Annotated in this window: 13 protein-coding genes and 1 pseudogene; 4 read left to right on the top strand and 10 right to left on the bottom strand. The window is 34.3% G+C overall.

Annotated elements, in window-relative coordinates; genetic code table 11:
- Positions 1-163 precede the first annotated feature (163 nt).
- The 10 genes and pseudogenes from purT to tsaE all read right to left on the bottom strand — a co-directional run bounded on the left by purT (position 164) and on the right by tsaE (position 10,848).
- Positions 164-1,345 carry a formate-dependent phosphoribosylglycinamide formyltransferase gene (gene purT, locus ACGH49_RS08485; RefSeq protein WP_411589004.1) on the bottom strand — a complete coding sequence of 394 codons (1,182 nt, stop codon included), beginning with the start codon at positions 1,343-1,345 and terminating at the stop codon, positions 164-166.
- 77 nt (positions 1,346-1,422) lie between these two features.
- Positions 1,423-2,721, bottom strand: coding sequence for an adenylosuccinate synthase (locus ACGH49_RS08480; RefSeq protein ID WP_411589003.1), 1,299 nt, complete (start codon positions 2,719-2,721; stop codon positions 1,423-1,425).
- A 19-nt stretch (positions 2,722-2,740) separates the two neighbouring features.
- A complete protein-coding gene (gene hflC / locus ACGH49_RS08475) occupies positions 2,741-3,700 on the bottom strand; it encodes a protease modulator HflC (RefSeq protein ID WP_065606993.1) in 960 nt (319 codons plus the stop codon).
- A 10-nt stretch (positions 3,701-3,710) separates the two neighbouring features.
- Positions 3,711-4,949 (bottom strand): FtsH protease activity modulator HflK, encoded by a 1,239-nt coding sequence (hflK, locus tag ACGH49_RS08470; RefSeq protein ID WP_411589002.1) that lies wholly within the window; start codon positions 4,947-4,949, stop codon positions 3,711-3,713.
- Positions 4,950-4,972: 23 nt separating this feature from the next.
- On the bottom strand, positions 4,973-6,268 hold the full coding sequence (hflX, locus tag ACGH49_RS08465) for a ribosome rescue GTPase HflX (RefSeq protein WP_065606997.1): 1,296 nt from the start codon (positions 6,266-6,268) through the stop codon (positions 4,973-4,975).
- A gap of 19 nt (positions 6,269-6,287) precedes the next feature.
- Positions 6,288-6,533 carry an RNA chaperone Hfq gene (hfq, locus tag ACGH49_RS08460; protein WP_034911910.1) on the bottom strand — a complete coding sequence of 82 codons (246 nt, stop codon included), beginning with the start codon at positions 6,531-6,533 and terminating at the stop codon, positions 6,288-6,290.
- Between the two features lie 290 nt (positions 6,534-6,823).
- Positions 6,824-7,735, bottom strand: a complete 912-nt coding sequence (gene miaA / locus ACGH49_RS08455) for a tRNA (adenosine(37)-N6)-dimethylallyltransferase MiaA (RefSeq protein ID WP_065606999.1) — start codon at positions 7,733-7,735, stop codon at positions 6,824-6,826.
- Positions 7,728-9,584, bottom strand: coding sequence for a DNA mismatch repair endonuclease MutL (gene mutL, locus ACGH49_RS08450; RefSeq protein ID WP_411589001.1), 1,857 nt, complete (start codon positions 9,582-9,584; stop codon positions 7,728-7,730). Before mutL ends, miaA begins: the two co-directional genes overlap by 8 nt.
- A gap of 20 nt (positions 9,585-9,604) precedes the next feature.
- Positions 9,605-10,309, bottom strand: a pseudogene (locus tag ACGH49_RS08445) (N-acetylmuramoyl-L-alanine amidase); the annotation flags it as partial.
- Positions 10,310-10,374: 65 nt separating this feature from the next.
- Positions 10,375-10,848, bottom strand: a complete 474-nt coding sequence (gene tsaE, locus ACGH49_RS08440; protein ID WP_065607116.1) for a tRNA (adenosine(37)-N6)-threonylcarbamoyltransferase complex ATPase subunit type 1 TsaE — start codon at positions 10,846-10,848, stop codon at positions 10,375-10,377.
- 127 nt (positions 10,849-10,975) lie between these two features.
- Between tsaE and tusB the strand changes: the two genes are divergently transcribed.
- From tusB to ACGH49_RS08420, 4 genes are all read left to right on the top strand, one after another.
- Positions 10,976-11,257, top strand: a complete 282-nt coding sequence (gene tusB / locus ACGH49_RS08435; RefSeq protein ID WP_065607005.1) for a sulfurtransferase complex subunit TusB — start codon at positions 10,976-10,978, stop codon at positions 11,255-11,257.
- Positions 11,258-11,376: 119 nt separating this feature from the next.
- The gene (locus ACGH49_RS08430; RefSeq protein ID WP_411589000.1) at positions 11,377-11,940 is read left to right on the top strand and encodes a Sua5/YciO/YrdC/YwlC family protein; all 564 of its coding nucleotides are present in this window, start codon (positions 11,377-11,379) and stop codon (positions 11,938-11,940) included.
- Between the two features lie 4 nt (positions 11,941-11,944).
- On the top strand, positions 11,945-13,051 hold the full coding sequence (locus tag ACGH49_RS08425) for an anhydro-N-acetylmuramic acid kinase (protein WP_411588999.1): 1,107 nt from the start codon (positions 11,945-11,947) through the stop codon (positions 13,049-13,051).
- A 203-nt stretch (positions 13,052-13,254) separates the two neighbouring features.
- Entirely contained in the window at positions 13,255-13,569 is a 315-nt protein-coding gene (locus ACGH49_RS08420) for an MFS transporter (protein WP_218058610.1), read from the top strand.
- The last annotated feature ends 211 nt before the right edge of the window (positions 13,570-13,780 follow it).

Raw genomic sequence — 13,780 nt, 5'->3', positions numbered from 1 at the left:
TTAAAGAGCTGACAGCTTATATTCCCCATCAACTTTTCGTTGACTTAGTTCGCTGTCTCAAGGGTTGCGTATACTACTCACTTCACTTGTGAACGTCAACCCCTATTTTTAGAATTTTTTATTTTTTTGTATTGATTGGTTGCTTTTTACACAAATTTAGGCGTTATAGGGTTATTTTTAGTTGTTTTATCACATTAATTGCTTTATTAGTAGCCTCTTTAACTGTCGATGCTCTAGCTAACGCAACACCCATTCTTCTTGTTCCTTTTACTTCTGGTTTACCAAATAAACGTAAATCAGTTTGCGGTTCGCTTAATGCTTTATCAATATTAGCAAAAGTTATTTGTTTTGAATTACCTTCTATTAATAAAGCAGATGATGCACAAGCACCATATTGTTCTATAACTGGAATTGGCAATCCTAATATTGCTCTTGTATGTAATGCAAACTCAGATAAGTTTTGTGAAATTAATGTCACCATACCGGTATCATGGGGGCGAGGAGATACTTCACTAAACCATACTTGCTCCCCTTTAACAAATAATTCAACACCAAATACCCCTCGTCCACCTAATGCTTCTGTTATTTTAGCTGCAATATTTTTCGCTTGTTTCAATGCTTTTTCAGGCATCTGCTGAGGTTGCCAAGATTCTCGATAATCACCTTTTTCTTGACGATGGCCAATTGGTTCGCAGAATGAAACTCCGTTAATATGCCGAACAGTCAGCAAAGTAATCTCGTAATCAAAATCAATAAAACCTTCTATGATTACTTTACCCCCACCAGAGCGCCCTCCCTCTTGAGCATATATCCATGAAGATTTAATATCTGCTTCACTACGCAATAAAGATTGACCTTTACCCGAAGAGCTCATAACTGGCTTAACCAAACATGGAAAACCTATCTCTTTTACCATTTGTTCATATTCAAATTCGTTTTCGGCGAAACGATAAGGTGAAGTGGGTAGTTTTAATTCTTCTGCAGCAAGACGACGAATCCCCTCACGATTCATTGTTAATTGCGTTGCTTTTGCAGTTGGAATAACAGTAAATCCTTCTTTTTCCAACTCAACTAGTGTAGATGTGGCAATAGCTTCAATTTCTGGAACAATATAATCGGGATTTTCCATTTCAATGACTTTTCTTAGAGCATCCCCATCAAGCATATTAATAGTATGATACCGATGAGCTACTTGCATTGCTGACGCATTAGCATAGCGATCAACTGCAATAACTTCACAGCCAAAACGTTGTAATTCAATCGCCACTTCTTTAGCTAGCTCTCCTGCACCACAAAGTAATACTTTAGTTGCAGTCGGTGATAAAGGAGTACCTAATTTAGCCATAATTTCCTCATACACGTTAATCGTTATATCTCAAAAAATAAAAAATCGGGAAAATTATCCCGATTTTTTAATCAATATTAAGCTTGATAAGGATCACGTAAAATCATGGTTTCATTGCGATCCGGACCTGTTGAAATAATATCAATTGGTGTTTCGGTTAACTCTTCAATTCTTTTGATATAAGCTTTTGCTGCTTGTGGCAGTGCATCATAGCTTTTAATACCAAAAGTTGATTCACTCCAACCTGGCATAATTTCATAAACAGGTTTAACTAAGCTCCACTCTTCAGCAGCAGCTGGAGCATTTTTAATGACATCACCATTTGGTAATTGGTATCCGACACAAATTTTTACTTCTTTAAGCCCATCTAACACATCAAGTTTAGTTAAACAAAATCCTGAAACAGAATTAAGTTGTACCGCTTTACGCACAGCAACTGCATCAAGCCATCCAGTGCGACGACGACGACCAGTTGTTGCACCAAATTCATTACCTTGTTTGCAAAGATATTCACCAACTTCGTCAAATAGCTCGGTAGGGAATGGACCTGCACCAACTCGCGTAGAGTAAGCTTTAACAATACCTAACACATAGCCAACATAACGCGGACCAAAACCAGATCCCGTTGCCACACCACCAGCAGTAGTATTAGAAGAAGTTACAAAAGGATAAGTACCATGATCGATATCAAGTAATGTTCCTTGTGCACCTTCGAACATAATTCTTTCGCCTTTTCTTCGTGCATCTTCTAAAAGCGCAGGAATATCGGCAATCATAGCAACTAAAATATCAGCTATAGCTAATGTAGCATCTAAAACTTTTTGATAATCTACAGCTTCGGTTTTATAATAATTGACTAATTGGAAATTATGATATTCCATCACATCTTTTAGTTTTTCAGAAAAAGCTTGACGATCACGTAAATCACCAACTCGAAGTCCACGGCGAGCAACTTTATCCTCATAAGCAGGACCAATACCACGCCCTGTTGTTCCAATAGCTTTATTGCCACGAGCTTTTTCTCGAGCTTGATCTAATGCAATATGGTAAGGCAAAATTAGAGGACATGATTCAGAGATAAGGAGTCTTTCCCTAACAGGAATACCACTATTTTCTAACTCTTTCATCTCTTTCATCAAAGCATCAGGACAAAGCACTACACCATTAGCAATAATGCTAATAACATCATTACGTAAAATTCCTGATGGAATTAAGTGTAATACTGTTTTTTCACCATTAATAACTAATGTATGACCTGCATTATGCCCGCCTTGATAACGAACAACATACTTTGCTTTTTCCGTGAGCAAATCAACAACTTTACCTTTGCCTTCATCACCCCATTGTGTACCTAGCACAACAACATTATTACTCATAAACTATTTACTCATTCAGCTAATTATTAGATTTTAATTTCATATATTTAAAAAATTCGCTTTCAGGACTAATAACTATAACATCATTTCCTATAAAGCTTCTTTCATAAGTTTTTAGCCTACGTATAAAGCTAAAAAACTCTATATCTTTACCAAAAGCATCGACATAAAGTTTGATTGCATTTGCATCACCCTCACCACGGATAGAGCGAGACTGACTTTCAGCTTCAGACAATATTTTGGTTACTTCTAGAATAGTCTCTGCTCGTATTTCATCAACTCTTTTAATACCTTGAACATGTTGATTTTGGACAACATTTTTTCGGTCTGTTTTCATTTTGCTATAAATAGAATTAAACATTTCTTGAGGAAAATTAACTTTCTTTAAGCGGACATCAATAATTTCAATACCGAACGACCTCATACTCGCTTGATTATCCTCTAAAGCTTTTTCATCTCTATTAACGTGCTTTTCAATCGAATCACTTTTAACCAATTCCTGAGATGTACTATTTAAAGCGTTCTTTACACGCGTCACTATAGAATTATGAGAGCTATTATTTGGATCATTAACAATATCAATGATATTTAATTTTTCAATTTCTGCTCTCAAACAGCCATTTAATCGAGCAATCAGCAAGTTATCAATACTATTACCACCAGCAATAGTTTCATAGTATCGATCAAAATCAACAATCTTCCATTGTACGAAATAATCAACAACTAAATCTTTATTTTCACGTGTTCTATATTCTTGTTCTTGACCGACATTATTAGAACTATTTGTTGTTTTGATTTTAGCATCAACAATTTTTACATTATCCATTCCTGGAAATTTAAAATGTAATCCAGGTTCAGATAATCCTATAATTTTATTAAACCGTAAAACTATTCCACGAGTACCTTCTTCAATAACATAAGCGCTAGAAAAAAATACACCAATCAAAATCAATACTATAGGAATCAATAATTTGCGCATGCTTTTCTCCTTATCTTCCCATAAACCGTGGAGTCCGCGTAGTCTCGCCAACTTTAATGGTGTTATTAGTGGTATTAGTGTTTTTGTTATTTTCTTTTAATAATTCCGGTATTGGTTGAGGCTGCTCTTTTACTGTTTCAGACGAGCTCAGCATATTAGAATTATATTCACTATTTTGGTTTGATAACGTCATTATTTGAGAATTTTTTTCACTCTTATTTTTTAATAGTGCTTCTAACGGTAACACCATCAAATTTCCACTTTTATCATTCACTATAATCTTATTGGTTTTGGTTAATACTCTTTCCATAGTTTCAATATATAAATGTTCTTTAGTAATTTCTGGTGCTACTTTATATTGTGGTAAGATTTTTTCAAAACTAGCCACATCACCAGCAGCTTCAAGTTCTACTCTAACCTTATAAGCATTAGCATCAGCTAAAATTCCTGCTGAACGTTCTTCTGCCTGCTGAATTTTCTTCACCTTATCAGCTTCAGCTTGTTTAATTTCTCGCTCACTATCGTCTTGAACATGAAGCGTATCATTGTAAGCGCCTTTCACTTCATCTGGTAGACGAGCAACTTGAAAATTCAAATTAATAACATTAATACCCATATCATAGGGACTAATGATATTGACTAACTCATCTTTAGTGCTACGTTCTAGAGCTGAACGTTCATCAGAGATTATTGCATCAATATTTGAACTTGCCACTACCGTTCTAAGGGCGCTATCGGCAGCTTGGCGCAAACTATCTTCTACATTAGTGACATTAAATAAATATTTTAAAGGATCGCTGACACTATATTGCACATTTATATCAACAAAAACCAAATTTTCACCAGCTGTAACAATAAGTCCCTTTTCGTTAAAATTTCGAATACCCTGTGTATCAACAATATACACTTTATCGATTAAAGTTGGCTTCCAATTTAGTCCTGGTTGAATGATTTCAGATTGAACTTGACCGAAGCGAGTAATTACACCACGTTGATTTTGGTTAATGGTATAAAATCCACTTCCTGCCCAAACTAGAACAAGTAAAGCAATTATAGATATGATAATTTTAGTTGTACTCATCGGCAATTTAATTCCAGAGGAACCATTATTATTACCGAAATTATTTTTTTTTAATAATTTTTTAACTTTATCAAATAAACCATCAGATGAATGATTAGTTGGCTTTTTTTTATTATTCCCCCATGGGTCGTTATCTTGTCCGTTATTGCCGGGCTGATTCCACGCCATATTGTATATGCTCCATTTGATAATTAGTTGTTATTTTGCTTATTGATCAAGTATAACAGATCTGGTTCTTGTTTACAGAGGCGATTCCATTCTATAGAGGGAATTCTCACATCTAGATGAAAACTACCATCCTCATTAATAAATTCATTTTCTACCGCATTTAACTGATATAAACGACTTCTTAATCTTGCTAAATAAGCAGGTAAGTTTAAGTGGCAAACTTGTATTTGCTTAGCTAGCCTTTCTTTTAAAGCGATAAATAATTGATCTAATCCTAAACTATTTTGCGCTGAAATCCAAACACGAATTGGTATACCGTTTTCATCTCTATCAATACTTGGTTGTTTGCCTTCTATCAAGTCGATTTTATTCATAACAAGTAATGTTGGAAGTTCGTGCGCATCAATTTCGTGCAAAACTTCATCAACAGCATGCATATTATCTAATAAATTAGGATCTGCTGCATCAACAACATGTAATAACAATGCAGCTTGTTGAGTTTCTAATAACGTTGCTTTAAAAGCCGCGATTAAATCATGTGGCAAATGGCGAATAAAACCAACCGTGTCAGCTAAAACAACTTCACCTACATCATCAACAATAATTCGACGAAGTGTTGGATCGAGTGTAGCAAATAACTGATTAGCAGCATATACATCAGCATTTGTTAACGCATTAAATAATGTTGATTTACCTGCATTCGTGTAGCCAACAAAAGAGACTGTTGATAGATCTGCTTTATTTCGTGATTGACGATTTTGATTTCGCTGTTTTTCAACTTTAGCAAGTCTTGATAAAATTAATTGAATCCGTTGACGAATCAACCTTCTATCAGTTTCTAATTGAGTTTCACCTGGACCACGTAAACCTATCCCACCTTTTTGACGTTCTAAATGCGTCCAACCTCTAACTAAACGAGTCGAAAGATGTTTTAACTGTGCTAACTCGACCTGTAATTTACCTTCATGTGTTCTGGCTCTTTGAGCAAAAATATCAAGAATCAATCCGGTTCTATCAACAACACGACATTTGCACAATTGCTCTAGATTACGTTCTTGGGAGGGAGTTAATGAATGATTTACTAAAATAACAGAAGCATTGAGCTGTTTAACTTTTTCTGCTATTTCTTGAGCCTTACCTTCACCTACAAAATATTTGGTTTGAGGTGCTTTTCTTGAGGTTGTTACAATATCGAGAATATCTATTTGAGCCGAAGAAACCAAAATTTCAAACTCTTTAAGATCCTCGATATTGCTCTCTTGAGGGAAAAATACATGGACTAATAAGGCAGATTCACCGCCTTTATATCTCTCAAACAATCAGATTCTCCACTGAAATTCAGCTTTCGCTTTCCTCTTCGGCTTGAGATACCAATCCAGAAATAGGTCTAGATGGTACGACTGTCGAGATGGCATGTTTATATACCATTTGGCTTACAGTATTTTTTAACAAAATCACAAATTGATCAAATGATTCAATTTGCCCTTGTAACTTAATACCATTAACTAAATAGATTGAGACAGGAATGTGCTCTCGACGAAGCAAATTTAAATAAGGATCTTGTAATGACTGCCCTTTTGACATGAGTTTATCCTTTAAAAAAATAATTATATTAAGATAAAATAAATACATTTATAAATAATTAATGTATTTTTACATACTATTTTCAGATACATCTTTAGTATCTACCAAAATAACACAAAAAGCGATTCTCTTGAACCAATCAACTATAATTAATGCACAAATAACTAAATTTTTAATAAATTTAAACTAAAAAGGTAAACAAAATACTAAATACTGACAATAATACACATAATTTTAACTACTAAAGAACTTATAATTGTATATTATTAGACCACTATAAAAATTATCGCTTAGAATACGTTTCGGAAAATTGTATCCATATTATCATTGTTTAACCATGTTATAGGTTGCTTCCAACCACGAAGCCATGTTATTTGTCGTTTAGCTAATTGACGAGTAGCGCAAATTCCTTTAAAAACCATTTCATCATAACTTGTATTGCCATTTAAATACTCCCACATTTGACGATATCCAACACAACGCATAGAAGGTAAATTTAAATGTAAATCCGATCGCTGCATAAGTGCTCTAACTTCATTTTCAAATCCTTGATCCAACATTTGTAAAAAGCGTTGTTCAATACGTTCATGTAATTGCGACCTATCTTGCGGCATAATAGCAAATTGCATAACATCGTATGGTAATACTTGGCCACTTTCTTGTATAAGTTCAGTTAGACTTTTTCCTGAAATTAAATAAACCTCTAAAGCACGATTAAGCCGCTGAGGATCGTTAGGATGAATTCGTTCAGCTGAAATTGGATCGACTTTTTTTAGATCTTCGTAAATCGCTTGCCAACCTAATTTATTGGCTTTTTCCTCTATTTGCTCACGAATTTCTCTATTAGCAGCAGGAAGCGGTGAAAGTCCTTCAATTAAAGCCTTAAAATAGAGCATTGTCCCACCAACCAACAATGGAATTCGTCCTTTTTTTAGTGTTTTTTCAATTTCCACAATAGCATCATGTCTAAAATTAGCTGCCGAATAACTTTTTGCAGGATCACAAATATCAATCAATTTATGTGGATACTTTTGTTGCTCTTCTTTAGTCGGTTTTGCAGTACCAATGTCCATACCACGATAAATTAGAGCTGAATCGACACTAATAATATCAATAGGATAACGATCATAAAGCGCCATAGCAAATGCTGTTTTACCAGATGCTGTTGGCCCCATTAACGAAATAATTTTTGGTTTATTCATGATAAATCGATTGAGTTAAAGATTGCATGTCAATTGGGTATAAAAATGAATCTTGTTGTAACAGATTAATATCCACTTGTTCTAATTGAGCTAGTAACTGAATGGCTTTTACTACACTCCAGTTCATCGTAACACTATCATCATATTGATTAGCTAGCCAAGCCGCTATTTGTGTTGGATCTAAAACTTCATTTTTTGACTCAGAAATAAAAGCAATTAAAGCCGGCAATAATTGTTGCCAATTGATAGTGCGCAACATTTTAGGAACATTTTGCAAATACAACTTTGCTTTATCAACATAAAAATCAAAACCTAAAAAATTTAGCTGCGGCTGATAAGAAGAAAGAACTTGCTGCTCTTTATTATTAACTGAAATTGTTAATGGGATAAGCAATTTTTCAGAATCTTGTGACAATAATTTAATCGCAACGACTTTTTGCTGAGCAATAGGCAACTTCATCAACATTAATTTTTGTTGATTATCTTCATTTTTTTCAAGCAATGCAATATCAGGTTGAATAATAGTTAACACCCGTCCAAATGTCACTAATGATGAATTGTCAATCTGCTGTTGTAGTGATTGCAATGGTGAATATCGTTTAGGAAATAATGATTCAATAACCGCTTTTTGTGGTTCAGTTATTTCATTTTCTTCTACCGATAAAAATGGCTTTTTAGGCTCAAGTTGTGCAATATTTTGAGAAGGAGAGTCAACGCAAACTAACTGACCATACAACGCATTTTCTTTAGCATAATTACTAGGTTTTTGAGGTAATTGGTTACTAGCTTGATAAGGCTTAGAAATCGTCTGTTGATTAAAGATATTTTCTCCAGCTGCTTGCCGATTAGGTGTTATTGTTACTTTTTCATCTATTGCAGATAAATCCGATTCAAGAGCCATAACTATAGCTTGATAAACGAAATCATGAACCAATCTTGCCCCATGAAAACGGACTTCATGTTTAGCAGGGTGAACATTAACATCAACTTGTTTTGGATCAATTTGTAAAAACACCACATAACTTTGCTGTTCATTCGCACGTCTTATATAGGCTTGTCGCAATGCATGATTAAGTAATTTATCTTTGATAACTCGACCATTAACATAAAAATATTGCAAATTACTAACTTCACTACTTGTTACCCAACCTTGAATGAACAAATCATCATGTTGCCAATCTAATTTGACTGCTTTTTGCATAAATACTCGTCCACATACCAATTCTACCCTTTTTTCAAGGGTAGATGAACGGTACTGCTTAACAAGTTTACCATTATGCTGCAAATTAAAAGTAACATCAGGACGTGCAAGCGCAATACGCCGAACAAATTCCTCAATATGCATAAATTCGGTTTTTTCTGTTTTTAAAAAACGGCGTCTTGCAGGAGTATTGTAAAACAAATCAAGTACTTCAACAGTCGAGCCAACAGGATGTGCAGCAGGTTTAATCACCGGTTCCATATCTCGCCCTTCAGCATAAACTTGCCAAGCTTCAGTTTGTTCTGCTGTGCGTGAAGTTAATGTCAATCTTGCAACTGAACTTATACTCGCCAGCGCCTCACCACGAAATCCAAGGCTAATAATAGAATCTAAATCATCTAACTTGCTGATTTTACTTGTCGCATGACGAGCAAGCGCCAGTGCTAATTCATCTTTAGCAATACCGCAACCATTATCTCTAATACGAATTAATTTACAGCCGCCTTGCTCAAGATCAATATCAATTTGACTACTGCCCGCATCAAGGCTATTTTCAACCAACTCTTTAATGACTGACGCTGGTCGTTCTACCACCTCACCAGCAGCAATTTGATTTGCTAATTGAGGAGAAAGAATATGAATTGCCATTAATGCTGTTCTCCAAACTTTGGATTTTGTTTAACGTAATTTTTTATACCTTGATAGATAGCTTTAGCAATCTTATTTTGATGAGCATTACTACTTAGTAAGCGTTCTTCACCTTCGTTAGAGATAAAACCAACTTCAACTAAAATTGATGGAATATCTGGTGAACGTAATACCCCTAAGCTTGCATGTTCTGGAGCAGATTTATGTAGCTTTGTTATCCCTTTCATTTCTTTTAATACTTGTTTTGCTAACTCATACCCCACTCGTTGAGAATAAGAAAATTGGAGATCTAATACAGCTTGACTTAAATGAGGATCATGATCATCACTAAGCGCATCACCCGCTCCACCAAGTAATTGTGACTGTTTTTCATCTTGTTCAAGCCAACGACCAAGTTCTGTGTCAGCTCGCTTAGTTGACAATACCCAGATCGAGGCACCAGTTGCATTCCGATTTGGCGCAGCATCAGCGTGAATGGAAACTAACAAATTAGCTTTATTTTTTCTAGCTATTTCAGAACGTTGCGAAACAGAAATAAAATTATCACTGCTACGAGTTAATACCCCTTTAAAATTAGGATCTTTATTTAGTAACTTGGTAAGTTTTTTAGCAATAGAAAGAGTAACTGTTTTTTCATATAACTTATTTTTCCCTATTGCGCCGGAATCTTTACCACCATGCCCCGCATCAACGGCAATCACAACTTTAGCTGCATAGGCAGAACTACAAAGTATTAATAAGATAAAAAAAGTGAATAGTTTTTTCATTGTCTTTATATTGTTTATTTCAATTATGATAGATTAATAATCTCGTGACCTTTTTCGCTTATAGCCTGAACGCAAGCAGTACGTTCAAGCGCCAAATAAGTCAAATTAACTTCAAGATCAGCACTTGGCAAAATCCCATTTGCTTGCTGTGGCCACTCAATCAAACAAATTGATCGTGAAGAAAAATATTCACGAATCCCCATAAACTCTAACTCTTCTGGATCACAAAGCCTATATAAATCAAAATGATAAACTAAAAAATTAGCAAATTGGTAGGGTTCAACTAATGTATAAGTTGGACTTTTTACGTTACCTACATGACCTAATTGTTGCAAAAAACCACGACTAAAAGTTGTTTTACCTGCACCAAGATCGCCAATTAAATAGATAACAATTGTATCATCATGCTTGGACAAATAGTTTAAACATAGTTTGGCAAGTTTACTACCAAACAAAATCGTTTGTTGCTCATTGCTTAAAATAACTGGTTTCATGATGAATTCTTTGCTCAATAAATAGTTCTTATTATATACTAATAACATCAAAGATGTATTAACTAAAATGAGCTTGATTTTGTAAAAAAGTTTCAGGTAACCCTACGTTTCAGTATAAAAAGTGAAAATAATGCTACATACTATATCAACAGCAAACCAATCAGCCATAAATCTACAATTAATATCAGATCAAGATGTTGTATTGTTCTGGCAAAATGGCGTTATTCTGGCTATACAAAATAATCCATTATTAAATGATATTATAAAAAAAACTAAACACTGTTACGTCATCAACAGCGATATAGAAGCCCGAGGAATAAGCAAAATTATTGATTCAAGGCTTAAAATTATCAATATGCAACAAGTTGTTGAACTTACAACTAACCATTTTCCACAAATAAACTGGGAATGACCATAGGCATAATGCTAAAACTACCCAGTTTTATAAAAAGCATGAATCATGCAAATTTGCAAAACTTAAAACCTAAGTTTAATATAAATCTCAATTGTACTCAGCTCGTATTCAAATTTATGGCTAATTTATTAACGCTATCGGAAATCAATAATTATTTAAAAAATGGTGAAGTGATTGCTTACCCTACCGAGGCCGTTTTCGGTCTAGGGTGTGATCCTGATTGTGAATCAGCCGTATTAAAATTGTTACAACTAAAACAGCGTTCAGTAGATAAAGGCTTAATTTTAATTGCCAGCCATTACCAACAATTGATCCCCTATATAGATGAATTAGCTATTACCAATGAACAAAAACGGTTAGCATTTACTAACTGGCCCGGTCCTATTACTTGGATTTTTCCTAAAAATAAAAAAACACCTTATTTTTTGACCGGCAAATTCAACACTGTAGCAGTACGAGTCACCAATCACCCTTTAGCTCGTAAACTATGTGATCTTTATGGCAAACCGATAGTTTCAACCAGTGCTAATTTATCGAGTTATTCTCCTTGTAAAACAGCCATCGAAGTAGCCAAACAATTTGGCCAAAATTTTCCGATTTTAGCAGGCGAAACAGGTAATAGATTACAGCCATCTCAAATCAGAGATATTCAAACAGGTAACATTATTCGACAAGGATAGATATATGCAAAATTTATATATTGGTGTGATGTCGGGAACCAGCATGGATGGAATTGATATTGCTATAGTTAATATTACCGCAAAAAATGTCACATCAATAGCTAGTAGTTGCTACCCAATGCCCACCAACTTAAAACAGCAACTATTAACATTATGTGAAACAAAGCAAACCACATTACAAAATTTGGGTGAATTAGACCATCAACTTGGTGAATTATTTGCCGATAGTATTAATCAATTTTTAAAAGACAATAAAATTGATAAACAACAAATAAAAGCAATTGGTTGCCACGGACAAACTATTTACCATGCACCAAACGGTAAAAATCCATTCACCTTACAAATTGCCGATGCCAATATTATCGCAGCAAAAACAAGCATAACCACCATAGCTGATTTTCGTCGAAAAGATATGGCTTATGGCGGGCAAGGAGCACCACTGGTACCCGCTTTTCATAAAGCGGTGCTACAAGATCCACAAATTAATCGTGTAGTATTGAATATAGGAGGAATTAGTAACATTTCAGTATTAATTCCTAACCATACTGTTATTGGTTACGATACAGGTCCAGGAAACGTACTGCTTGATTGCTGGATAAATCAAAACCTAGGTAAAAGCTATGATAAAAATGGACTGTGGGCAAAAACAGGAAAAGTTAATCAAGACTTATTGAATAAATTATTTGATGAAGATTATTTCAAAATACCAGCACCTAAAAGTACAGGGAGAGAGTTATTTAATTTACCATGGTTACATAAAAAATTAATAGGGACGGATTTTAAAGCAGAAGATATTCAAGCAACGCTCGTTGAATTAACCTCTTTATCAATTGCAAATGAGATCAACAAATTATCTATATTAAAAAAATTACCTTGCGAGCTTTTAGCCTGTGGCGGAGGTGCTAAAAATCCACTTATTATGCAAAGATTATCAGCATTATTACCATCATGGTCAGTATTAACAACCGATACAAAAGGTATAAATGGGGACGATATGGAGGCAATAGCCTTTGCTTGGCTTGCTTATTGCCGAATCAACAATATTCCATCAAATATTCCAGAGGTAACTGGCGCAAGCCAAGCTGTATGTTTGGGGGTTATTTATCAATAAAGTATCTAATCAAATAACCTTATTTACTTGTTAAAACTAATAATCTCTGAAATTTTTTCTGCAGATTTGTTCAACTCACTGATGTATCAGAAATAAACAGTCTAAGTAGTATATCCCCGTTAATTACAACCGCATTTTTTATGGCATAGTGCGTAAAATGTGGCTTTAAACAACTCTTTGTAATTGCAATATTAATCGTAATATTGTCAGTAATTGGTTATATAGGCGTATATTACTTTAATATGCCTAATGTTACTTCGTTCGTTATTGGTATAACCATTTGGTTTGGGTTAGAAACAGGTAGAATTTACTATATCCCTTGGCGTGTATATACCTTTTTGGCTGATATCGACGAAGTATTAACCGGAAGACGCCGTGAAGGTATTTATGCTGGGGCCATAACAATGGAGGGAAAATTAATACGTGCAACTATTGTATTCATTTTAGGTATTGTTCTTAAATTCTCAGATTTTGTATCAGGTATAAATACCGTACAACCGAAAGTGCGGTCACAGTAATTAACTCAGTCATAATTTTTGGAGTATGTAAAATGGCTGTTTTAGGAATATTTTTTACCTACCGAATGAAATTAAATAAAACAGCTCATGCTTAAATCATTCAAGAACTTGATTGCTTAAAAAATGGTCGCGAAAAAGAAAGAATAACATCTGAAATGATAATTTTATTAAAATAATCAAAAATTTATAAAAATGGTAACTACTTTAGTAA

This window comes from Gilliamella sp. BG7, from assembly GCF_046635565.1.
GTDB classification, from domain to species: domain Bacteria; phylum Pseudomonadota; class Gammaproteobacteria; order Enterobacterales; family Orbaceae; genus Gilliamella; species Gilliamella apicola_P.
Note: the sequence above shows the minus strand (reverse complement) of the source record. Positions and strands in the feature narration are given on the sequence as shown.